Origin of the sequence: Sporosarcina sp. P19, assembly GCF_002743165.1 — a bacterium.
Classification (GTDB): Bacteria; Bacillota; Bacilli; order Bacillales_A; family Planococcaceae; genus Sporosarcina; species Sporosarcina ureae.
Genome location: NZ_PDYR01000017.1, coordinates 32,837 through 57,086 on the forward strand (window position 1 = coordinate 32,837; position 24,250 = coordinate 57,086).

Below are 24,250 nucleotides of genomic sequence, written 5' to 3' on the forward strand. Positions count from 1 at the left end.
GGCCATCATGGCAAATCAATATCCAAACGACAAACTGAAAATATTTTCTTTAACTGCGAACGAACCACTTGCAAAAGAAGTAGCAGATCAAGTCGGGCTTCCGCTCGGCAAGCTCTCAGTCAAACGTTTTAGTGACGGAGAAATCCAAATCAATATCGATGAAAGCATCCGTGGCTGTGAAGTATTCGTTATTCAATCTACTTCTAATCCGGTCAACGATAACTTAATGGAACTTCTCATTATGCTAGATGCCTTAATGCGTGCATCTGCGCGTACGATTAACGTGGTCATGCCATACTACGGGTATGCACGTCAAGACCGTAAAGCGAGTTCACGTGAACCTATAACGGCTAAATTAGTTGCAAATTTACTAGAAAAAGCAGGTGCTGATCGTGTAATCGCAGTAGACTTGCATGCACCACAAATCCAAGGTTTCTTCGATATTCCAATTGATCATTTGATTGCAGAGCCAATCCTAACGGAGTATTTCCAGGGTCAAGGATTAGAAGATCTTGTTATCGTTTCACCTGACCATGGTGGTGTAACACGTGCACGTAAAATGGCGGATCGTATGAAGGCACCCATTGCCATTATCGATAAGCGTCGTCCGCGTCCGAACGTAGCGGAAGTAATGAATATCGTTGGCAATGTAGAAGGGAAAACAGCTATTCTAATTGATGATATCATCGATACAGCCGGTACTATCACGATTGCTGCGAGCGCCCTAATTGAAAGTGGAGCAAAAGAAGTGTATGCTTGTTGTTCACACCCTGTTTTATCCGGACCAGCGATTGAGCGCATTAATAATTCTAAAATCAAGCAGTTAGTGATTACGAATTCTATTAAATTGCCGGAAAGTAAACAATCTCCAAAAATTAAACAGCTATCGATTGCGCCTTTGTTGGCATCTGCAATTATTCGTGTGTTTGAGAACAAGTCTGTAAGTACATTATTTGAGTAATAATAATTTAACTGATATCTTCTGATATTGAAAACCAAAAGATTTTTAAAAAACTTTTTGATAGGATAGGTGAGTATACAAATGAGCACAATTAAGTCAAATTTAAGAGAAACTGACAAGAAGACAGTAAGCGAATTAAGAAAAAGCGGATGGATTCCTTCCGTAGTATACGGCTATAAAACGGAAAGCACTCCAATCGCAGTAAAAGAGCGCGATCTTCTAGACACACTTCGTGAAACAGGAAGAAACGGTGTAATCAAATTAACTGTAGACGGCAACGATGTAAACGTCGTATTAAACGATTATCAGGCTGACGTATTGACTGGTTTCCTTACACACGCTGACTTCTTGGCGATCAACATGACAGAAGAGCTTGAAGTAGACGTAGCGATCAACCTTGTTGGAGATGCGCCAGGTGAAAAAGCAGGCGGAACAATTCAACAACCGGTATGGGAAGTTACAATTCGCGTAAAGCCTTCTGACATTCCTGATCATATCGACATAGATGTTTCAGAACTTGAAATTGGTGAAACAATTCTTGTTGGAGATATCCGCGACAAAGTGAAGTTTGAAATCGTAACTGAAGACGAAGTAGGATTAGTAACTATTTCTGCACCACGTACTGAAGAAGAATTGGAAGCATTAGATGAAGCAACAGAAAACACTGGAGCTGAGCCGGAAGTAATCGGTGAAGATAAAGAAGAGAAATAAGTTACAAAATGGGCGCACGAGTTTGAACCGTGCGCTCCTTTTCTATGTTTATATATCATTTAGAAAAGGAAGAGAAGAACATGAAATTACTAATTGGTCTCGGAAATCCCGGGAAGAACTATGAAAACACGCGTCATAATATTGGCTTTCAAGTTATCGATGAATTGGCTAAACGATGGCAAGCTCCAGCATTCCAGCAAAAATTCAATGGTCAATTTACGACTGTCCATACAGTTGAAGGCAAAGTGATACTATTGAAACCGATGACCTATATGAACTTGTCCGGAGAATGTGTCCGTCCTTTGGCGGATTATTTTGAAGTGGACGATGAAGAAATGGTCGTGTTATACGATGATTTGGATTTACCTGCCGGCAAAATCCGACTTCGTCAAAAAGGCAGTGCGGGCGGTCATAATGGTATGAAGTCACTCATTGCACATCTAGGTACTACTGAATTCAACCGCATTCGAATTGGCGTTGATCGTCCAATTGGTGGGATGAAGGTCGCTGACTACGTCTTGTCTCCTTTTAGCAAGGACGAGCAACCATTGATTGAGGACTCAATTCAAAAAAGCGCAGATGCCTGTGAAGAATGGACGACAAAAAAACTACCATTCCTTGAAGTGATGAATAAATTTAACGGGTAAGCATAATATATCAGCACTTTGCCTATACTTTGAAAAAGGAAGGTGAAGTGAATATGATCCGTTATTCTTGTAATCACTGTCATACGGAAATCGGTTCCATTCCATTTGAATCGGTCAAGGATACCCTCAGTCAAATAGACGGTGAAGATAAAAGTTCATTTTTGACCGTAGATCCGGATGGTGGTCTGCATATACGATGTATTTGTGAACACTGCGAGCAATCCTTGCAGACGTTTCCGGATTATTACACCTTAAAAAAATGGTTACAATAAGTAACAGATGCTTTGGCGCTGATAGCCAAAGCTTTTTGTGCATAAAACATTCTGTTCAATATAAAGAGATAGACTAATTTAAGAGATAAGGAGGAATAGTCGAGTGGGAGTAATAGAACAGCTTTTTCTAGAAGAGAAAGAGATTCAAGGCTTGCTGAACGACTTGGAAGACGGGCAGGACCAGCAGTTGATCACAGGTCTTTCGGGCGGATCCAAAGCAGTTTTCTTTAAATTGATTCAACAATCACTGACACGTCCTGTCTTGATTGTTTCGCCAAATATGCTTCAAGCACAGCGAACGTATGAAGACTTGAGCAAGTTGGTCGGCGACAAAGACATTCACTTATACACCGCAGAAGAACTTGTTGCTGCAGACTTTTCATTTGCAAGTTATGAACTGCGTGCCGGTAGGATTGATACACTGGATCACATGGCGCGTACAGGCAGTGGTATTTATATTACACCGGTTGCAGGATTGCGAAAATTGTTGCCGTCAAAGGAACGGTGGTTGGCGCATTACGTAACAGCTTCAACAGATGAAGAGATTGATATAAGCAACTGGCTAGAAAACCTAGTATCCATGGGCTATATACGAAAAGAACTGGTGAGCGCACCGGGTGAATTTGCGTTACGCGGTGGAATACTAGATATTTATCCGCTAACGATGGCAGAACCTGTCCGTATTGAGTTATTCGATACGACGATTGATTCCATTCGGACATTTTCAGCGGAAGACCAGCGTTCAACAGGCAAATTGGACTCCATTACGTTATTGCCAGCGACCGAATTCATCTGGACGCCTAATGAATTACAGCAAGTTTCAGAAAGAGTGGAGCAAGCGCTTGGTGATAGTTTGAATAAAATCAAAAGTGAAGAATTGCAGCAGCAACTATTGATGACAATCATGCAGGACATCGGCATGATGAAAGACGGAATTGTGCCAGACACGATGAAGAAATACGCTTCATTTTCTACTGAAGCGAGCGCCATGCTGACTGATTATTTCCCTGCAAATGGTGTCATACTATTTGACGAGCTAGGGCGAATACAAGAATCTGTGGCTACTTTGGAATCCGAAGAACAGGAATACCAGCTTGCCATGCTTGAAGATGGAAAAATGTTGCATGACACGAAACTCGCTTGGAAATATGAGCAAGTACTTACGGATATTAGTCAACAGCGACTCTACTTATCTCTGTTTACACGTACAGTACCTGGCTTTACTATCAAGAAGTCTATTTCGATTTCCTGTAAGCCAATGCAACAGTTCCACAGTCAGATGCCACTGTTGAAAAATGAAATAGAACGTTGGAAACAAGGGAACTATAATGTCTTTCTATTGGCTTCTTCAACTGAGAGAATGAAGAAAATTCAAGAGATTTTACGAGAGTATGATATAGAAGCAACGATAGATGGCAAGCCTAGTAAAGAAGGTGTGCTGTCCATTATAGAAGGGGATTTGTCTGCGGGGTTTGAATTGCCGTTTCAGAAACTTGCAGTTATTACAGACTCTGAATTATTTACTGGTAAGCCGAAACGAAAAGCGCGTCCGCCTAAACTAACGAATGCTGAACGCATTAAAAGTTATTCGGAGATCAAGCCGGGCGACCATATTGTCCATGTTCATCATGGTATTGGGAAATACTATGGCGTAGTTACACTGGACGTTAAAGGCATCCAGAAAGACTACCTGGATATTCGTTATCGCGGCGAGGATAAACTCTTCGTGCCAGCTGATCAGATTGATTTAATCCAAAAGTATGTTGCCTCCGGAGAGAAAGAGCCGAAGCTACATAAACTTGGCGGTACGGATTGGGTCAAAACAAAACGAAAAGTCACAGCGGCCATTCAGGATATTGCGGATGACTTGATCAAGTTATATGCCAGACGGGAAGCGGAAAGAGGCTTTGCATTCAGTGAAGATGATGATTTGCAGCGTTCATTCGAAAACGCTTTCCCTTACGAAGAAACACAGGACCAGTTACAATCCATCAATGAAATTAAGAAAGATATGGAAAGTGTACGGCCTATGGACCGATTATTATGCGGAGATGTAGGATACGGAAAAACGGAAGTTGCGATCCGTGCAGCATTTAAAGCTGTGACGAACGGTAAACAAGTGGCGTTCTTAGTGCCAACTACCATTCTGGCGCAGCAACATTACGAGACGATGAAAGAACGTTTTGCAGATTATCCTCTGACGGTTTCAGTTCTTAATCGTTTCCGTTCTAAGAAAGAGCAAGATGAAACGATTAAAGGGGTGAAAGCGGGTACTATCGACATTGTCATTGGTACACATCGCTTATTGTCAAAAGACGTAGTTTATCAGGACCTTGGGCTTCTCGTAGTTGATGAAGAGCAACGTTTTGGTGTAACGCATAAAGAAAAGTTAAAGCAATTAAAAAATAACGTGGATGTACTGACATTGACTGCAACACCCATACCAAGGACTTTGCATATGTCGATGGTTGGAGTGCGCGATTTATCTGTAATTGAAACTCCACCAGCCAATCGTTTCCCTGTCCAAACATATGTCATGGAACATAATGGTGGGCTCGTTCGTGAAGCGATTGAGCGGGAAATGGGACGCGGTGGACAGGTCTTCTATTTATATAATCGCGTAGAAGATATGGATCGTAAAGTGCAAGAAATTCGTGACTTGGTACCAGAAGCGCGTATCGCCTCTGCGCATGGTCGGATGGGTGAGGCGGCTCTCGAAGCGGTAATTTTGAGTTTCCTCGAAGGAGAATTTGATGTGCTCGTTACAACGACCATTATTGAAACCGGAATCGATATTCCGAACGTCAATACGTTGATTGTCCATGATGCAGACCGAATGGGGCTATCACAACTTTATCAATTACGTGGCCGGGTCGGTCGTTCTAATCGCGTAGCGTACAGCTATATGCTTTATCAGCGTGACAAAGTATTGACGGAAGTTGCCGAAAATCGCTTGCAAGCAATCAAAGAATTTACTGAGCTTGGTTCAGGCTTTAAAATTGCCATGCGTGATCTATCCATTCGGGGTGCAGGAAACTTACTTGGTTCGCAGCAACACGGATTCATTGATTCTGTTGGGTTTGATCTGTATTCGCAGTTATTACAAGAAGCAATAGAAGAAAGGCAGACGGGTGTCGTGAAAGAAGACAAGGTGGATGTCGAAATTTCCTTGCCTATTAATGCTTACCTTCCAGAATCATACATTCAAGACGGTTATCAAAAGATTCAAATGTATAAACGCGTAAAAGCCATTACGGGCGATGATGATTATTTGGAACTTGTCGACGAGATGATAGACCGTTTTGGTGATATGCCATTCGAAGCGGACTTATTACTCCGTGTTGGACGTATGAAAGCGCGGGGACGTGACGCAGGCGTACTATCCATTAAAAATGTACAAGGTATAGTGGAAATCCGCTTGTCAGCAGAAGGAACTGCTCGTGCTGACGGTGCGAAGCTGATGGAACGTTCGTTAAAGTTTGGCCATGCGGTTGGACTGACAATTGACAACGGTCAAATTATTGTAACCGTGAATGAAAAGAAGTCTAATCAGTTTACGGAATTCGATATGGTAGAAGATATGGTACACACGATGCAAGAAACAGCAAAGGAAGTAGAATCTACAGATGCCTTGTAACACCTCGATTGCATAAAATGACCAATGTTGATGCATACTGTTCTCAGAAATACATTTAATTTCGAGAAAGTGAGGCATTATACATGAAAGCAACGGGTATTGTCCGCAGAATTGATGACTTGGGAAGAGTAGTTATACCAAAAGAAATTAGAAGGACACTTCGCATTCGTGAGGGGGACCCTTTGGAGATATTCACTGATCGAGAAGGGGAAGTCATTTTAAAGAAGTATTCACCTATTTCAGAGCTTGGCGAATTTGCGGTGGAATATGCAGAATCACTTTATGAAACGATTGGTACTCCTGCGCTAATTAGTGACCGCGACGAGATGCTAGCGGTAGCAGGTCTTGCCAAGAAAGACTATATGAATCGACAGTTGGCCCCGATGTGCGAAGAAATCCTTAACGGCCGATCTACTGTCATAGAAAAGCATGAGAAGACGGTAGAATGGGTGCCAGGTCAAGTGGAGCAGGTTAAATCTTATTGTGTTGTACCAATTATTACAAATGGCGACGCAATCGGTGCAGTCTATTTGCTATCAAAAGTTCATTTTGTTGGAGAGGTCGAGCAAAAAGCAGCAGAGATGGCGGCCAATTTCTTGGCAAAACAGATGGAAAGTTAAACGGATTTAATAAAAGTATTAAATTTTTAACCAAAACTCACAGTAGATGAATCTATTGTGAGTTTTTTGATGTGCAATTCACTAAAAATGTAATTCGATATACTGTTTACAGATGAATGACAAGTAGAGATAATTTATTTGACCTATAAATTGTAAAAAATACAAACGATAAACTTACATATAATCCCTATTAAAGCGTTTGTATGGAAGAAAAGATTTCAATATTTTTCATCAATTAAAAAGTGAAATATTTCACATACTACATACATAAATCGCTTTTTGGGATCGCTTTTCTTTACGTGAAGCATTTCACAAAAGCCCTTAGTGAAGGGCTTCACAAGGCATAAATTGAAAAGTGAAAGGTTTCACATACTACGAAAAAGCATAAATGTCAAAACTTTTTTAAAAATATTTAAAAGCTATGAAAAACCCGAAATAGAAGTAATGTAACCGCTTACGAATTTTCAATTTTGGGAGTTGGTAGAAAATTGATGCTTGTGTTTACTTTGCGTTTGCGCTTATAATCACTACCAACACGAATGAACAACAAAAAACCAGATAGGGAGAGCGATATTATGAACAGGAATTACAAATCTTCTTTACACATGCATCAAATTCACAATGGAAAAATGGAAGTCGTTTCGAAAGTGCCGTTAGAGAATAAAGAGGATTTAAGTTTGGCGTACTCACCAGGAGTTGCTGAACCTTGTGTAGAAATCGCTCGAGACCCGTCTCTTGCATTTGAATATACAATTAAAGGGAATCTGGTTGCGGTTGTGACAGATGGAACGGCTGTACTTGGACTCGGAGATATCGGCCCTGAAGCATCTTTGCCGGTAATGGAGGGGAAGGCTTTATTGCTGAAGCAATTCGCAGGGATCGACGCATTCCCGATATGCCTAGATACAAAAGATGTGGATGAAATTGTAAATATAGTAAAGGCGATAAGCCCAACATTTGGGGCTGTAAACCTCGAGGATATCTCTGCTCCTCGCTGTTTCGAAATTGAACGGAGACTACGTGAAGAATGTAGTATTCCGATCTTCCACGATGATCAGCATGGTACAGCAATTGTAGTAGGTGCAGGATTACTAAACGCATTAAAGGTAGTTGGAAAAGAAAAAGAAGAAGTGAAAATCGTCTTGAACGGTGCGGGTGCTGCTGGAATTGCGATTACTAAACTATTATTGAGTATGGGCTTCGAAAACATTATTATGTGCGATTCAAAAGGCATTATTTATGAAGGCCGTGAGAATGCGATGAATGACATCAAGCATGAAATGTCACGCATCACGAACCTCGAGAAAGTCGAAGGTTCCTTAGCAGAAGCAATGAAGGGTGCAGACGTATTCGTCGGTGTATCTGTTGCGAACTTGCTGACGAAGGAATTGATTGCACTGATGAATACAGATCCAATCGTATTTGGGCTGGCGAATCCAATGCCAGAGTTGAAGCCTGAATTGGCAGACGAATATGGAGTGCGTATTATTGCGACGGGTCGCTCTGATTATCCTAACCAAGTCAACAATGTCTTGGCATTCCCTGGAATCTTCCGTGGAGCACTGGACGTTAGAGCGACAGAGATCAATGAAGAGATGAAGCTTGCTGCGACATATGCGATTGCAGATTTAATCAACGATGAAGATCTACGCGATGATTACATCATTCCGGATCCATTTGATGACCGTATCCCAACAATTGTTGCACATGCAGTAGGAAAAGCTGCAATGCGCACAGGCGTATCCGTTGCAAAGGAACTGATTTTACCTAATCCCAGTTGAAGATGAATGATGAAACGTCTTTCCTATCAAGCATAGGAAAGACGTTTTTTATTTTATAAAGTGAGTGGTTGAGGAGAAATGAGCATGATTTGATGTTTTCGGTGGACTTTTGGTCATTGGTTCGAGGATTATTGACATGGGCGGGGGTGACGGCGCTCATAAATTCTCACAAACGCTCATAGTTCATGTTTATCCGCTCTATGATGCGCGGCTTCCGCTCTATCTACATGCACAACCGCTCTATCACAATCTGCAACCGCTCATACTTGCCGCGCAACCGCTCAAAGCGTTTACGATCTCGTCTGGTCTTGACCTTAAACAAGTAAAAACCGTCATAATTTCAGTCAATCCCTACAATAAAGTTTCAAGCTACTTGTAGTCTGCGGCACAAATCCCAACCCAGCCTCCCCAAGCCTACGGAAAAAACTGATTCTTTTATGCGCCTAGCGCACACACGCCTCCCTCATAGTGCACGTATAGTATGATAAAACCAAATAGGCTGGAGGGAGCGGAATGACTTGGCTACTGATCGTAGGCTTTGCAATTTCATCTAGCATTGACAACTTTGGAGTCGGACTTTCTTACGGGGTACAGAGGGTCCGCATTCCATTCACGTCAAATGCACTCATCGCGGCAATTTGTTTTATCTTTAGTTTGATCGGCATCATCTCCGGTGCGTGGCTGGCCGAAATGTTACCAGGCATACTACCTGATCTCATAGCGTTTGCTGTACTTAGCGTCATCGGAATACGCATCATGATAATCGCCTTTCGTCAACAAAGAAAACATCAAGCGAATGTGTTCAGTGAACCGGAAAAGATGGATTTTGACGGATCTTCACATATTAGTCTTGGGGAAGCATTGCTACTCGGTATTGCGCTTTCTGCGAATGCATTAACGAACGGTGTTGGAGCAGGTCTTTTGGCATTGTCGCCGATTGCAATCGCATTATCTGCGGCTGTTGGCAGTTATATAACATTGTCTATTGGTGTGGGATTGGGTGCGAAACTGGCAGGTGTACAAATTGGTAAGATGTCAGTAGGGCAGTTCGGAACATTCATGAGTGGTGTCATAATTTTATTGATTGCGGTCACACGCCTACTCTGACATGATGAGATGGTATACTAGAAATCATTATTGAGTGAAAGAGGCGCGTATATGGCGTTGACTAAATGGAATATGAAGTCGTTTATGAAAGGTGCATCGATTTTAACTATTGCCGCTATCATCGTCAAAGTGCTGAGTGCGGTCTATCGTGTGCCATTTCAAAACTTAGTTGGAGATAAAGGATTCTATATTTATCAGCAAGTATATCCATTCATCGGGATATTTATCGTTTGGACGTCTTCGGGTTTTGCTGTCGCGGTGTCTAAGCTGCTTGCGGAAAGCAAAGGTCCTGGGGAGTCACGTGGGATTTTACGCGTGTCACTCGCCTATCTTCTCGTTTTATCTATAGGGATTTTTCTGCTATTGCGTTCTGGTTCAACTTTTTTTGCTGAATTAATGGGAGATACCGCCCTGGCACCTGTTTTGCAAACCGGTGCGTATATCGTTCTCGTACTACCGTTCCTGGCTGTACTAAAGGGTGTCTTTCAATCGGAAGGGCAAATGATACCTGTAGCCATTTCAAACGTCTCAGAGCAGTTGTTCAGAGTAATCATTGTTCTGGCGGGTACGTGGATTGCAATACGTGCGGGAATATCGCTTTATAAAATAGGGGAAATTACAATGTGGGCGGCGATCGCAGGTGAAGTGGTAGGTGTCTTAATCTTGACGTGGTTTTTCCTACAACGGGAAAGTATGCCGGTAGATGCTGTAAAGCCATGGCGAGTGATCAAAGATCTGACCAAAATTAGTATCGGCGTTAGTGCAAGTTCATTAATATTATTAGTATTTCAATTGGTGGACTCTTTCACAATCTATAACGCATTAGTCGAGGCCGGTGCAATGAGTGAGGCTGCAATGGAAATGAAGGGCGTCTATGATAGGGGACAGCCGCTTGCGCAAATGGGTATTTTGCTTGCATCTACGTTGGCGTTGGCGCTCGTGCCGTTAATCGCGCACCATGCATCCAAAGGTGATGGACGAGGCGCGTTACCGTTCATTAGTTTGACGTTCCGGACATCTATTTTATTCGGCTGGGCTGCGACGATAGGATTGGTTCTCGTACTCCCTTTTGTCAATGAAATGTTGTTTCAAACACGCACAGGATCTGTCGCGCTAATCATCTTCTGTATCCAGATTTTCTGGTTGTCGATTATTTTACCACTGACAGCTATCCTTCAAGGGAGCGGAAAAGTGCGTGAGCCGCTGCTACTCATGTTGCTTGGCGTCGTAATAAAACTGTCGACTACGCCACTGATGGTTCGACAATATGGTATTGAAGGCGCTGCTGTATCAGGCGCTATTTCGTTCGCGCTCGTTGCTGTATTATTGATTATTTACTTTAAGAGATTTTGGAAGTTTCCATTGGCTTCGCGACGTTTTTATACCGTGCTGATTAGCGCAGGCGTTGCAATGGCGGGGGTATTAATTCCTTGGATGCTTTTAGCGAACTATTGGTTGTTTGACGGTCTATCCTCACGCGCAAGTTCAACGTTAACTGCACTGTCAGCTGTCGCCATTGGAGCAATCATATTCCTTTTCGTCATCTTGAAATCACGTATAATGAAGGAAAAAGAGTGGTACTTACTGCCTTTTGGAAAGCGATTGGCGACCGCTCAACTATGGCTAACTAAAAATAGAAGGTGAATTATGTGAATAAAATAACAGTTATCGGCCTTGGTGCGAGTGATTTAGAACAACTGTCACTAGGTACGTACCGATTATTGAAACAAGCGGACCATCTCTATATTCGTACGGAAGAACATCCCGTCGTTGCAGAATTACGTTTAGAAGGATTAAAAATGGAAAGCTTTGATTCGATTTATGAAGCAAATGATTCATTTGAAGACGTCTATCAGCAAATCGTCGATAAACTTCTTGAACTGAGTGCGCAACAGCCAATTACATACGCTGTGCCAGGTCACCCGCTTGTAGCGGAACGTACGGTCCAATTATTGATTGAAAAAGAACGAACAGGTGAGATTGAGCTTCATATCGCAGGCGGCAGTAGCTTTTTGGATCCAATTTTTACGGCGCTGCGTATCGATCCGATTGAAGGTTTCCAATTGCTAGACGGTACGGACTTAAAACGGGACGACGTGCGCATGGATCAGCACGTATTAATTGGACAAGTGTATGATGCATTTGTCGCTTCTGATGTAAAATTGTCTTTGATGGAGAAATATCCCGATCATCACGTCGTCACAATCGTTACGTCGGCGGGTTCCCGAGATGAAAAATTGACAGAAATACCGCTATTTGAGCTTGACCGTGCAGTGACGTTGAATAATCTAACGACTGTCTATGTACCACCGCTACTAGATCACGAACAACGACTGAAAGAGTGGAGTTCATTCAGGGACATCATCGCCACGTTACGTGGACCAGACGGTTGCCCTTGGGACCGCGAGCAAACGCATGAATCATTGAAGCGCTATTTAATCGAAGAGTCCTTTGAGTTAATTCAGGCCATCGATGAAGAAGATGACGACGCAATTATTGAAGAACTAGGAGATGTTTTACTACAAGTCTTCCTCCATGCACAAATCGGGGAAGACAATGGGTACTTCTCAATGGAAGACGTACTCGAAACTGTCGGGTCCAAAATGATACGACGTCATCCACACGTATTTTCGCAAACACAAGCTGACACAACCGAAGAAGTGTTGACGAACTGGCAAGCCATCAAGGAGCTGGAAAAACCGAAACCGTCTACGCTGTTAGAAGGACAAGAACGTTTGGCATCTTCCTTGCTGACATCTTATAATTATCAAAAAACCGCAGCCAAAGTGGGATTTGACTGGCCTTCCATAGAAGGAGCTTTCGACAAGTTTCAAGAAGAGTGGATAGAATTTGAAGAAGAAGTGAAGAGTGGCGGGCCGGAGCAACAGCTAGATGAGCTTGGTGACGTACTGTTCACTATCGTCAACATTGCGAGATTCCTGAAGATCTCACCAGAAGAGGCCATGTGGCACACCAATGAAAAATTCAAATCTCGTTTCCAGTTCGTGGAGCAATCTGTGAAACAAGGAAGCGGAAATTTTGAAGACTATACATTAGATGAACTAGAAGAATTCTGGCAACAGGCCAAACGAAAGGAAGAATCCAAATGAGACTCGATAAATTTCTAAAAGTATCTCGCTTTATCAAACGCCGGACGCTTGCGAAGCAAGTGGCTGACCAAGGCAGAATTACGATTAATGGGAAAGTAGCCAAAGCGTCCTCGGTCGTCAAGCCGGGTGATGAGCTGTCAATCCGCTTCGGCCAGAAGATTGTCAACGCTACAGTAAATGAGCTGAAAGCATCGACTAGAAAAGAAGATGCAGCAGGTATGTATACGATCACTAGCGAAGAACGCTTAGAGAAAGTGGAACCTGAATTTGTAGATGACGAAGAGTAAAGCTATTTATCGAAGAGGCAGCCTGACATCAGGTTGTCTTTTTTAATAGACAGGCTAAAGGGGGCTAGAATATAGGATTTGCACTTCAACTTAAAAACAGCTTGTCATGTTTGGCCAAGCCTCTGCATAGGATATGGGGAACGTACTAGAGAAGGGGGACGCATATGCAGATTCAAACAGACAGCTCGATGTATACTATTCCATCAGGAGACCACGTAGTGACGATGCGCAATCGCAAAAGAATGGACCTCACATCCGTGAAAACGATCGACCGCTTTGACCAGGAGGAATTTCTCGTTAGAACATCGCTGGGCGTATTGCAAATCCGTGGGGAGGAACTGCGTATTGTACATCTAGATGTGGACAAGGGCCTACTTACGCTTGAAGGTACTGTCCAAACACTTCAATACGATGACGAAGAAGCAGGCTCGCGCAATTTCCTCCATAAATTATTCGGATGAGTCTATCCGTCCAGTTCTTCAGTCTATTGGCGATGATCGGGACAGGGATTACTGCTGGAATTGTAATGGATTTATTCGGAACCATTGTCGCCGCGTGCGATAACCGTTCGTTCATTAGAAGATGGGCATTCTGGTTGGAATGCCTTATCTGGATTGCGTTGGGAATGGTGTCGTTTTGGGTATTAATCATGGTACGCGACGGGGCATGGAGAATGTATGACCCTGTTGCACAGGTTAGTGGCCTGTTATTGTATGCAGCAATCTTCCATCATCCTGTGAGAATCATAGGTAGGCTACTGTTACTTGTGGTGCTTAGGCCGATTTGGCTCATCATTCGTCTTGTCTACCTAATGATTCAGCGCATTTTCTATTTAATTTCCTCTATTCTGTTACTAATCACGTCACCGTTTATAAGATTAGTAAAGAACATAGGGAAATTCCTTCAAAATAAAGGCAGAGTACTATATAATAGATTGCACTAGTAGAATTACGCCAGAAAGGTGTGTGCGCCATGAAAAAAACACAGAAGCCCTCAACAAAGAATGTGACATCAATCGATACAGACTATGTGCGCTCCATGCAAAAAAAAGAAAATTTTAAGAAAGCGCAACAAAAACGTCTGCGTAATCGGTTGGCTGTATTTTTTGTTATCGTCTGTGTGGTTGCTGGAAGTTTATTCAATATGAATGCAGGACAGAAAGAAATCCTGGCTGCCAAACATAAGGAAAAAGCCCAAGCAACAGCTACACTAGAGGATTTGAAAGAACAGCAAGAACAACTGAATAGGCAATTGATTCGTTTGGATGATGACGAGTACATTGCTAAGCTCGCACGTAAAGAATACTTCCTGTCTGAGTCCAATGAGATCATTTTTTCCATTCCTGATAAGAAAAAAGAGTCAGAAAAAGACATAAGAAAAGAGTAGTCATGTTGACACTCTTTTTTTGTTGGCTATAATATAGGTAGGAGCCTGTAAAATACAGGCACTGCCAATATGGTTGATAGGCTTACGAGCCGCTTAAAACTTAAGGAGGAGCATTTTTTTTATGTCAATTGAAGTAGGCAGCAAGTTAGAAGGTAAAGTAACCGGGATCACAAATTTTGGGGCATTTGTTGAATTGCCAAGCGGATCCACAGGATTAGTCCATATTAGTGAAGTAGCTGACAATTATGTCAAAGATATTAATGATCATTTAAAAGTCGGCGATATGGTTGAAGTCAAAGTAATGAATGTGGGATCTGACGGTAAAATCGGGCTTTCCATCCGTAAGGCTAAACCTGAGTCAGAACAACGTCCACAGCGTCCACAACGTCCAACTAGACCTCGTCAAGGAAGCAAACCGAGCTTTGAACGACCAGAGAATTTTGAGCAGAAGATGGCAAAATTCATGAAGGACAGCGAAGAACGTCTAACTACCTTAAAGAGAGCGACAGAGTCCAAGCGTGGCGGTCGTGGAGCCAGAAGAGGATAACTTGCTGACTGATTCAACTGTAAACTAAAATTAGATGACATCCTATACGTATGTTCCGCACTATGGAGCATGCGTTTTTGTGTGTCTTAAAATGTATATGTTTTGACTGGCGTTGGGTATTCGAAGTAGTGAGTGTCATGCTTTGGACGCACACAGGCACGTGGGGGATTACCTTCAGCCATGAGCCAGTTGTCTCATGCACACGGCCTAGCCAGCAGTTGTTAAGTAGTTATCAAATCAGGTAGTGGTTTATAGAAGAAAAAGATCAGTGACTATACGATTCCATTTTTCTATCGTGGCAAAGCAAGTATTTGAACTGCACTACATACTAACTAACGAAGGTGCTGCCAATGATCGCCCCGCTTACTTAGCCGGTCAAACCGCCAACTTTGCATAATAGAAGAAAAACCTTCGTGAACCAACTATTACATGTCGATTCTTACTTACTATTCAAAAAACCAAGATACCTCCTGATCTCCCACATCAAAAAAACTCCCTTGCTTAAGCAAGAGGAGCCTTCGTGTTTTTATTATAGCGGCGGAGGGATTCGAACCCACGACCTTTCGGGTATGAACCGAATGCTCTAGCCAACTGAGCTACACCGCCAAGACATACGCACGTTGATATTATACAACTTCCAACGCAACGTCTCTTATCATACTAGGCATTTGAACAACTGTCAACACCTCTTTTGCTTAAAAATAAACATACGGAATACGTCGAAATGTTTTGTTAATATGCCGCCACGAACAGACAAAATTTCTCGTGAATCCCATGTATAGTTTTATGTAAGAGAACATAGGGGGTATGGGAAATGAAAATGATTGACAATATGGAGAGACCAATTGTGCAGATGTTCAGGGCGTACTGGCAAGAACTAATGAATAGAAAAGTATACTTGCTAACTGCTCTTCTATTCCTAGTAGGATCATTCTTTTTATCGCAAGCGGTAGTATTCGATATGGCAGTACCATTCTTCTTGCCGATTTGGGCGTTGGCTAGTATGCGTTACCGTCAACACATGATCTATGTATTTATAGGGGGTATGGCGGGCAGCGCGTTTCTTGGGGTGGGACAAGCTGTCATTCATTTAGCACAATTGTTACTGTTTCATTCAATCATTAAAATTCCAGTCGTGAAGAGATCCATTCCGATCGCTGTGGCAGGAGCAATGATTATACCGCAATTAGTCTGGCAGCTTGTAAAGTACGGTGACGGGATGTTGCCTTTAGCGATTCAGTTGTCGATAGGGTTAGAAGCATTGCTTGCATTGTTCATGACAATTTTCATGTTACTAGCTTTTCCTTCTATAGAAAGAATGCTGTATGGACCGTGGAATCCCGAGCAGATCAGTGCGATGTGTATTGTGGGAGCGCTGGCAGCTACCGGGATGGGAGGATTCCAAATTGGTGCGGTATCTGTTGCGGGGGTCTTCTTATTTTTAGCGATATTTGTAGCCGCCGTAGTAGGGGGAGTACCGTTCGCTACAACTGTCGGTATGATTATCGCATTGATAATAGGTGTATCAGAGTTGTCCTTTACGGGCATGATGGCGTTATATGGTATGACGGGATTACTAGCGGGTTCACTAAAACGCTTTGGAAAGCTTGGGGTCATCACCGGCAGTGTCTTTGTTTCGCTCTTTTTCCTTCTATATGATGCGACACTGCCTCTGGATACCGTTCACTTTTCCACGGTTGGTGCTGCGGCCTTACTGTTCATATTGATTCCTTCACGCAAATTAAGCCAAATACGACAAGTTTTATTGCCGAAACAAGAAGGAATATCCGAAAAACGACAGCAATGGCTGGCGGATAAACTAGATGGTCAGTTGGCGGAGTTCCAGCAATTTGCTCATTTCATGTCAACGCTCGTGAATGATCGTTTGTCTCCTGAAGAGGAAGTTGCAGCGACAAGTCAAGTGCCGTCTATTTGTCAATCCTGTTTTCGTTACCGAAAGTGTTGGGAGAACGAAGAGGACGGTATAGAACCATTGATTGATGAATGGGAAACAACCTATTCAGCAACGAAAAAGGCGGCTCGTGTACGAGTTGAACAGCAGATGAAGTACAAATGTCTACGTTTTAAGGGACTAATGAATGAATTGGAAGAGAGAGGGGCCAATAAGTTATTGATGGGGCAGTTACAACATGGGCGGAAAATGTTAGCCTTGCAATTGCGCGATATGAGTACTCATATTGAAAAAGTTATGAGAGAGGTAAAGGAAGACCTAACTACGTATAAGTTGGCTGAAGAAGAGCTTGCGAATCGTTTACAATCACAAGCAATAGAGTTTTTCCAAATAGATATTTTATCGGAAGAACGGGGTGCCTGCAGAATTGTAATTTCTGTACCGGAAAAAAAGGCAGATTTTGAAGCGGAAACGACTGTTGGAGAGTATTTATTACTGCCGATCTTGGAGCAAATGTACGAAGAGCCGATGCATATTTCAAAGTCGACTTATCAGCCGTTTCCATTTCCGCATGTACAATTGACCTTTAGTTCTGCCGTTCGTTTTTCGCTCGAATATGATATCGTCACGACGGCAGGAAAAGGATCGTTCAACGGTGGTGATGCGTATGAGTTGTTCAAGATTCATGACGGATTGTCAGCTGTACTGTTATCAGACGGAATGGGACAGGATATCAATGCATACCACGAAAGTAGAAAGGTAATCCGACTGATGCGGGAATGCTTGGGTCAAAAAATGGATCCTGAAACTGCTATCCACACATTGCATTATATGATGGCATTGAATGGACTGGATGATATGTATGCAACGCTCGACTTGGCGTTAATTGATTTACAGGAAGGGCGACTGTGGTCGTGGAAAGCTGGTTCGATGAGTACTTACATTAAAAGAAGTGATGAGTGTATCCGGTTAGACAGCAAAACTGTACCATTTGGCTTCTTACCATCATTTTCAATAGAGGCAAAGAATGAAAAGCTAAAGTCAGGTGATATCGTCGTTATGACAACGGATGGAATATTTAATGGAGATATACCGCTTGATATCCAGGAAGACGTGATGAATCAAACGATAGAACGTTTTAAAGATATGGATTGCCGAACGATTGCCGATCAAGTAATGATGGAGATGGAGCGTGTATTTGAGTCAGTGGAAGATGATCGTACGATTCTTGTAATGAAGGTTGGCCATATTGTGCCAAAGTGGTCAAAAGCTAATAAGCAACCTCGAATCATTTCTAGCTAAACAATGTTAGAATAGAGAGAGGAGGGAGATGGATCATGAAAAGTTTGCAGCAAAAGGTATTGAAGTTTATCGACAAGCAAACGTTGATTTCTCCCGGCTCTCGTGTATTAGTCGCGTGTTCGGGTGGTGTGGATTCCATGGCACTGCTTCACTTTCTCGCTACGCATCAGCAATCTCTGGTCATTGAAGTGGCGGCCATCCATGTAGATCATATGTTACGTGGAGTTGAATCTGCTGAAGATGCGTCTGTTGTGAAGCAACTGTGCAAGGAATTCGGGCTACCCTTTTATTCTGAACAAGTACCTATTCCGGCTATCTTAGAAAGCCAGGGCGGTAATGTGCAACAAGTGTGTCGCCAACAGCGTTATGCGTGTTTCGAACAAACGATGGAAAGTGAGCGGTTTACCGTTCTAGCAACGGCCCATCATGCGGAAGACCAACTGGAGACAGTGCTGATTCAATTAAGTAAAGGGCAATCATTAAATGGTATGCCGATCCAGCGGTTGTTTCACTCGGGGCAAATTATACGTCCATTCCTTCCATTAAAAAAGAGCGAATTGTACACGTATGCGTCATATCACAAAATAAACTTCCGAGAAGATCCAAGTAATCAGCAAGATAATTATCTGCGTAATCGTATGCGGCATCACATACTTCCAATCTTAATAGACGAAAATCCATCCGTCGCGGTCAACACAGTCCGACAAACAGAACAACAGCAAGCGGATGAGATTTTACTAAATGAGCTAGCCGATCAACATTGGCGATCGATTGTTACGTATACGGATGAGCAGCTTCCCTCTTTTCAACGGGAGGCATTTCTTGCTATTCCCTACGCTTTACAAAAGCGCGTGATTCAACTACTATTAAAATGTCTAACTAACCCAGCAACAGAGAACGCTGAGTGGCATTTTGCATTAGTGGATGAACTGTTACAACACATTACGAACTCAGCTGGGAATATCACAATTGATTTGGCGTATGGCTATCGGTTTGTCAGAGAATATGATAAACTGCTAATTACAAAAATGGATATAGATACAGCGTCTCTTCGTCCAAAAGTACTTGCGAAAGGTACTTGGCATACGTGGGGAAATATTCAGTTTTACTGGCATCATGCCAACGCACATATGATCGAAGAACTCTTACCATCAGATGAGGTCAGGTATTTCCAATTACCTGAGTCAGAACTTCCGTTAACTGTACGGCTTCGGATGACCGGAGACAGAATGTTGATCAAAGGAATGTCCGAGACAAAACGTGTCAAGCGGATATTGATTGATGAAAAGATAGGAATTAGGCAAAGGCAACAGCAGCCTGTCATTACGACGGCAAGCGGTACTGTGTGTGCAGTACCCGGTGTACGGTACAGTGAGATGTTTTCACACCGCCAACTAGAAGGCGATTCATACATATGGATTACGCGAGAAGGCGAGACAAGATAAAATAGAGGGGGACGGGCCGATGATCGCGCAAGATATCGAGCATGTTTTAATTTCAGAAGAGCAACTAGAAGAGAAAGTCCGAGAACTCGGAGCAACATTAACTGAAGAGTACCGTGAAAAATTCCCATTAGCAGTCGGTGTACTTAAAGGTGCATTACCATTCATGAGTGACCTGATCAAACGAATTGATACGTATATCGAATTAGATTTCATGGATGTTTCTAGCTATGGAAATGCGACAGTTTCATCAGGTGAAGTAAAAATCATCAAAGATTTGAACACAAGCATAGAAGGCCGCGATGTGTTAATTATTGAAGATATTATCGACAGCGGAAAAACATTGAATTACTTAGTGGAACTGTTTAAATACAGAAAAGCAAATTCTATCAAGATTGTTACGTTGTTGGATAAGCCGACAGGACGTAAAGTAGATTTAAAAGCAGATTACGTAGGTTTTGATGTACCAGACGCATTCGTAGTGGGGTATGGGTTGGATTATGCGGAGAAATACCGCAACTTACCGTATATCGGCGTATTGAAAAAGGAAATCTACTCTTTCTAACAGGAGTGTAATGAACCGAATTGAAGGCTGTTTTTTAAAAGGCATTTCTTTTGTTAAGTAGTGTCAATCTATGCTAAAATTTACAATAGTTTTCTGTTTAGTTTTTGTTGAATGAGATGAGGAGGCTTGGGATGAATCGAATACTTCGATACTTTCTTTTATATGGATTAATCTTCCTGGCAATAATGGGGATTTTCAGTTCGCTTAACAATCCAAATCCGAAGATGAAACCAATTCGGTATGATGAATTCGTCACAGCGCTGGAACAGGGGAAAGTTGAAAATGCAACTTTTCAGCCATTGCAGCTTGTGTATGAAGTAAAAGGGGAAATGGCCGGCTACGAAAAAGGTGAAACTTTCGTAACGAATATTCCAGAAAATGATATGGACAGTATTGGTGAGATTGTCAAAACGACAAGTACCGAGATTGACATCCTACCGCCAAAAGAAACAAGCGCGTGGGTATCGTTCTTTACAGGACTCGTACCATTCATAATTATTATTATCCTTTTCTTCTTCTTGCTGAACCAATCACAAGGCGGCGGTGGCGGCAAGGTGATGAACTTCGGGAAAAGTAAAGCGAAACTGCAATCAGACGATCGAAAGAAAGTACGTTTCAATGATGTTGCAGGTGCAGATGAAGAAAAAGCTGAGCTCGAAGAAGTCGTGGACTTCTTGAAAGATGCCAGTAAGTTTGTGGAGTTAGGTGCACGAATTCCAAAAGGGATTTTGCTAGTAGGGCCTCCAGGTACAGGTAAAACATTGCTTGCGCGTGCAGTTGCAGGTGAATCAGGTGTACCATTCTTCTCGATTTCAGGTTCTGATTTCGTAGAGATGTTCGTAGGTGTAGGGGCTTCCCGAGTGCGTGACTTGTTCGAGAATGCCAAGAAAAACTCACCATGTATTATCTTTATTGATGAAATTGACGCGGTTGGACGTCAACGCGGAGCCGGCTTAGGCGGCGGTCACGACGAGCGTGAGCAAACGTTGAACCAGTTGCTAGTGGAAATGGATGGCTTTGAAGGAAACGAAGGTATTATTATCGTTGCTGCTACAAACCGCCCGGATATTTTAGACCCGGCACTTCTTCGTCCGGGACGCTTTGACCGTCAAATTACGGTTGGTCGTCCAGATGTTAAAGGAAGAGAAGCTGTGTTGAAAGTTCACGCGCGTAACAAACCGCTTGATGAAACAGTTGATATGAAAGCTCTTGCTCAACGTACTCCAGGATTCTCTGGTGCAGACCTTGAGAACTTATTGAACGAAGCGGCTCTTGTAGCAGCGAGAAGAAATAAACAGAAAATCGATATGTCCGATATTGATGAAGCAACGGATCGTGTTATTGCAGGCCCTGCGAAAACAAATCGTGTCATTTCGAAAAAGGAACGAAACATTGTCGCGTTCCACGAAGCGGGTCACGTAGTCGTGGGCTTAATGCTTGATGACGCAGAAATCGTCCATAAAGTAACTATTGTACCTCGTGGGCAGGCTGGCGGATACGCAGTTATGCTTCCGAAAGAAGATCGCTACTTTATGACAAAACCTGAACTCCTCGACAAAATTGCAGGTCTTCTAGGTGGGCGTGTATCAGAAGAAATCGTCCTTGGCGAAGTATCAACCGGTGCACATAATGACTTCCAACGTGCTACAGGTATTGCCCGTTCGATGGTTACAGAATACGGAATGAGCGATAAAATCGGTCCGATGCAGTTTGGTCAGACGCAAGGCGGTCAAGTATTCCTTGGACGTGACTTCAACTCTGAGCAAAACTATTCTGAAGCAATCGCATACGAGATTGACTCTGAAATGCAAACAATAATTAAAGAACAATACGAACGCACAAGACAAATTTTAACTGAAAACCGAGATTTGCTTAATCTGATCGCTACGACTTTATTGGAAGTCGAAACGTTGGATGCGGAACAAATCAATCACTTGAAAGATCACGGTACCTTGCCTGACCGTCCATACGAAAACAACGATGGTAGTAATGTTGACAAGAAAGTTGTAGAAGAATCCCCTGTGGAAACTACAACTCCGGATAGCACGGGTGCACCATCTGACCCGTCAATCGGTGACTTGCCAAGTGAAGGTGGAGCGGTAGATAAGACGCTGCCATCTATTGACGAAGAACGCAGAGACTAAGCGAACCCAACAGCCGACTGTATACAGTCGGCTGTTTTCTTATGAAGGGGAAGTGCGTTCGGTACACATTCACAGTATCTGCATGTGAAATTATGATATGATGTACGGGAAAAAGTCAAAGTAAGAGGGGACAGCGACTATGTTATTAGTATTAGATACAGGCAATACGAATATTGTGTTAGGTGTATATGAAGGGAATCAATTGAAGCACCACTGGCGGATGGAAACCTATCGACATAAGACAGAAGACGAATACGCTATGCAAGTAAAGGCGATGTTCCAGCATGTGGGGCTTTCATTTACTGACATCACAGGTATTATTATTTCTTCTGTAGTGCCGCCTGTTATGTTCCCGTTAGAGCAAATGTGTAAAAAGTACTTTAATCAAAAGCCGATGGTCGTTGGACCGGGTGTGAAAACAGGATTAAATATCAAATATGAAAATCCCCGCGAAGTTGGAGCGGACCGAATTGTTAATGCGGTGGCAGCCATTAGGGAATACGGTAGCCCGCTCATTATCGTAGATTTTGGAACGGCGACTACGTATTGCTATGTTAATGAACATGGCGAATACATGGGCGGATCTATTGCGCCTGGTATTAAGATATCTATGGAAGCATTGTTTGATCGTGCCTCTAAATTACCGCGCGTTCAACTCGCTCGGCCGGAGCATGTAGTAGGTAAAAATACGGTTGCTGCCATGCAGTCGGGTATAATATTTGGATACGTTGGCCAAGTAGAAGGAATCGTCAACCGTATAAAAGAAGATTGCGAAGTACAACCTACTGTGATCGCAACAGGTGGGATGGCGGATTTAATTGCATCTGAAACCAAAGTGATTGATATTGTGGATGACTTCCTGACGCTTAAAGGATTACATCTGATTTATGAAAGAAATTTGTAAGGAGAGAATAAAATGACAACAGATTATTTAGTAAAAGCATTAGCCTTTGAGGGGCAAATTCGTGCATATGCAGTACGTTCAACAGAAACGGTAGGAGAAGTGCAACGTCGTCACCAAATGTGGCCGACAGCGACTGCTGCTCTTGGGCGTACGATTTCAGCAGCGGTCATGATGGGTGCTATGTTAAAAGGTGATGATAGCATTACGGTGAAAATCCAAGGCGATGGTCCACTAGGCCCGATTGTTGTGGATGCTAATGCAAAAGGAGAAGTTCGTGGTTATGCAACGTACCCACAAACGCACTTGCCATTGAATGAGCAAGGGAAATTAGACGTTCGTGGAGCAGTGGGTACGGAAGGTATGCTGTCTATCGTAAAGGATCTTGGGTTGAAAGATTACTTTACAGGGCAAGTACCGATTATTTCCGGGGAAATTGCTGAAGACTTCACCCACTATATGGTAGTATCTGAACAAGTGCCATCGGCTGTTGCTTTAGGTGTACTCGTTGATCCAGATAACACAGTTAAAGCATCAGGCGGATTTATTCTGCAAGTCATGCCAGGAGCAACGGAAGAGACAATTGAATTGCTGGAAGGAAGAATCGCAAACATGACGGCAATTTCCACTATGATTGACAATGGACTGACACCTGAAGGAATCCTAACAGAAGTACTAGATCAGGAAAACGTAGAATTCCTCTCTAAAGTAGATGTGAAATTTGACTGTGAGTGTTCCAAAGAACGCTTTAGCGAAGCAATTAAAGGACTTGGGGCTGTAGAAATCCAAGCGATGATAGATGAAGATCATGGTGCAGAAGCGCAATGCCACTTCTGTCTGGAAAAGTATGAATTCTCTGAGCAAGAACTACAAAAATTACTTTAATCAGAATCTAAACTACTCACCCGTTACCGTTCG

The 24,250-nt window shown here is 42.7% G+C and carries 22 protein-coding genes and 1 tRNA gene; 22 read left to right on the forward strand and 1 reads right to left on the reverse strand.

Annotated features, from left to right (window positions below):
- Positions 1-7 precede the first annotated feature (7 nt).
- The 16 genes from CSV74_RS14685 to CSV74_RS17070 all read left to right on the forward strand — a co-directional run bounded on the left by CSV74_RS14685 (position 8) and on the right by CSV74_RS17070 (position 15,463).
- Entirely contained in the window at positions 8-961 is a 954-nt protein-coding gene (locus tag CSV74_RS14685; protein WP_029054874.1) for a ribose-phosphate diphosphokinase, read from the forward strand.
- Between the two features lie 81 nt (positions 962-1,042).
- The gene (locus CSV74_RS14690; RefSeq protein ID WP_037562170.1) at positions 1,043-1,672 is read left to right on the forward strand and encodes a 50S ribosomal protein L25/general stress protein Ctc; all 630 of its coding nucleotides are present in this window, start codon (positions 1,043-1,045) and stop codon (positions 1,670-1,672) included.
- Between the two features lie 80 nt (positions 1,673-1,752).
- On the forward strand, positions 1,753-2,319 hold the full coding sequence (gene pth, locus CSV74_RS14695) for an aminoacyl-tRNA hydrolase (protein ID WP_029054876.1): 567 nt from the start codon (positions 1,753-1,755) through the stop codon (positions 2,317-2,319).
- A 53-nt stretch (positions 2,320-2,372) separates the two neighbouring features.
- Complete coding sequence (locus CSV74_RS14700; RefSeq protein WP_099692251.1) at positions 2,373-2,591, forward strand: anti-sigma-F factor Fin; 219 nt, start codon at positions 2,373-2,375, stop codon at positions 2,589-2,591.
- Positions 2,592-2,694: 103 nt separating this feature from the next.
- Positions 2,695-6,228, forward strand: coding sequence for a transcription-repair coupling factor (mfd, locus tag CSV74_RS14705; protein WP_099692252.1), 3,534 nt, complete (start codon positions 2,695-2,697; stop codon positions 6,226-6,228).
- A gap of 83 nt (positions 6,229-6,311) precedes the next feature.
- On the forward strand, positions 6,312-6,848 hold the full coding sequence (spoVT, locus tag CSV74_RS14710; protein WP_029054878.1) for a stage V sporulation protein T: 537 nt from the start codon (positions 6,312-6,314) through the stop codon (positions 6,846-6,848).
- 575 nt (positions 6,849-7,423) lie between these two features.
- A complete protein-coding gene (locus CSV74_RS14715) occupies positions 7,424-8,629 on the forward strand; it encodes an NAD(P)-dependent malic enzyme (RefSeq protein ID WP_037562171.1) in 1,206 nt (401 codons plus the stop codon).
- Between the two features lie 513 nt (positions 8,630-9,142).
- On the forward strand, positions 9,143-9,736 hold the full coding sequence (gene ytaF, locus CSV74_RS14725) for a sporulation membrane protein YtaF (protein WP_099692254.1): 594 nt from the start codon (positions 9,143-9,145) through the stop codon (positions 9,734-9,736).
- A gap of 51 nt (positions 9,737-9,787) precedes the next feature.
- Positions 9,788-11,380 (forward strand): putative polysaccharide biosynthesis protein, encoded by a 1,593-nt coding sequence (locus CSV74_RS14730; protein ID WP_233190976.1) that lies wholly within the window; start codon positions 9,788-9,790, stop codon positions 11,378-11,380.
- 5 nt (positions 11,381-11,385) lie between these two features.
- On the forward strand, positions 11,386-12,846 hold the full coding sequence (gene yabN / locus CSV74_RS14735) for a bifunctional methyltransferase/pyrophosphohydrolase YabN (RefSeq protein WP_099692256.1): 1,461 nt from the start codon (positions 11,386-11,388) through the stop codon (positions 12,844-12,846).
- Entirely contained in the window at positions 12,843-13,133 is a 291-nt protein-coding gene (locus CSV74_RS14740) for an RNA-binding S4 domain-containing protein (RefSeq protein ID WP_099692257.1), read from the forward strand. Before yabN ends, CSV74_RS14740 begins: the two co-directional genes overlap by 4 nt.
- 164 nt (positions 13,134-13,297) lie before the next feature.
- Positions 13,298-13,594: a sporulation protein YabP gene (yabP, locus tag CSV74_RS14745; protein ID WP_029054884.1), complete on the forward strand. Its 297-nt coding sequence runs from the start codon at positions 13,298-13,300 to the stop codon at positions 13,592-13,594.
- Entirely contained in the window at positions 13,591-14,076 is a 486-nt protein-coding gene (gene yabQ / locus CSV74_RS14750) for a spore cortex biosynthesis protein YabQ (protein WP_099692258.1), read from the forward strand. Before yabP ends, yabQ begins: the two co-directional genes overlap by 4 nt.
- A 29-nt stretch (positions 14,077-14,105) precedes the next feature.
- A complete protein-coding gene (locus tag CSV74_RS14755) occupies positions 14,106-14,519 on the forward strand; it encodes an FtsB family cell division protein (protein WP_029054886.1) in 414 nt (137 codons plus the stop codon).
- 121 nt (positions 14,520-14,640) lie between these two features.
- Positions 14,641-15,066: a S1 domain-containing RNA-binding protein gene (locus CSV74_RS14760; protein WP_029054887.1), complete on the forward strand. Its 426-nt coding sequence runs from the start codon at positions 14,641-14,643 to the stop codon at positions 15,064-15,066.
- 268 nt (positions 15,067-15,334) lie between these two features.
- Positions 15,335-15,463, forward strand: coding sequence for a hypothetical protein (locus CSV74_RS17070; RefSeq protein WP_255408347.1), 129 nt, complete (start codon positions 15,335-15,337; stop codon positions 15,461-15,463).
- Between the two features lie 135 nt (positions 15,464-15,598).
- Here the strand turns inward: CSV74_RS17070 and CSV74_RS14765 are convergent.
- Positions 15,599-15,672: transfer RNA gene (locus CSV74_RS14765), tRNA-Met, on the reverse strand.
- 208 nt (positions 15,673-15,880) lie between these two features.
- Between CSV74_RS14765 and CSV74_RS14770 the strand changes: the two genes are divergently transcribed.
- From CSV74_RS14770 to hslO, 6 genes are all read left to right on the forward strand, one after another.
- A complete protein-coding gene (locus tag CSV74_RS14770) occupies positions 15,881-18,280 on the forward strand; it encodes a SpoIIE family protein phosphatase (protein WP_051210614.1) in 2,400 nt (799 codons plus the stop codon).
- Between the two features lie 35 nt (positions 18,281-18,315).
- Positions 18,316-19,725 (forward strand): tRNA lysidine(34) synthetase TilS, encoded by a 1,410-nt coding sequence (gene tilS / locus CSV74_RS14775; RefSeq protein WP_099692259.1) that lies wholly within the window; start codon positions 18,316-18,318, stop codon positions 19,723-19,725.
- A gap of 19 nt (positions 19,726-19,744) precedes the next feature.
- Positions 19,745-20,287 carry a hypoxanthine phosphoribosyltransferase gene (hpt, locus tag CSV74_RS14780; RefSeq protein WP_085132333.1) on the forward strand — a complete coding sequence of 181 codons (543 nt, stop codon included), beginning with the start codon at positions 19,745-19,747 and terminating at the stop codon, positions 20,285-20,287.
- Between the two features lie 131 nt (positions 20,288-20,418).
- Positions 20,419-22,431, forward strand: a complete 2,013-nt coding sequence (gene ftsH, locus CSV74_RS14785; RefSeq protein ID WP_099671478.1) for an ATP-dependent zinc metalloprotease FtsH — start codon at positions 20,419-20,421, stop codon at positions 22,429-22,431.
- Positions 22,432-22,570: 139 nt separating this feature from the next.
- Positions 22,571-23,335, forward strand: a complete 765-nt coding sequence (locus CSV74_RS14790; RefSeq protein ID WP_099692260.1) for a type III pantothenate kinase — start codon at positions 22,571-22,573, stop codon at positions 23,333-23,335.
- A gap of 12 nt (positions 23,336-23,347) precedes the next feature.
- Positions 23,348-24,217, forward strand: coding sequence for an Hsp33 family molecular chaperone HslO (hslO, locus tag CSV74_RS14795; RefSeq protein ID WP_099692261.1), 870 nt, complete (start codon positions 23,348-23,350; stop codon positions 24,215-24,217).
- Positions 24,218-24,250 lie beyond the last annotated feature (33 nt).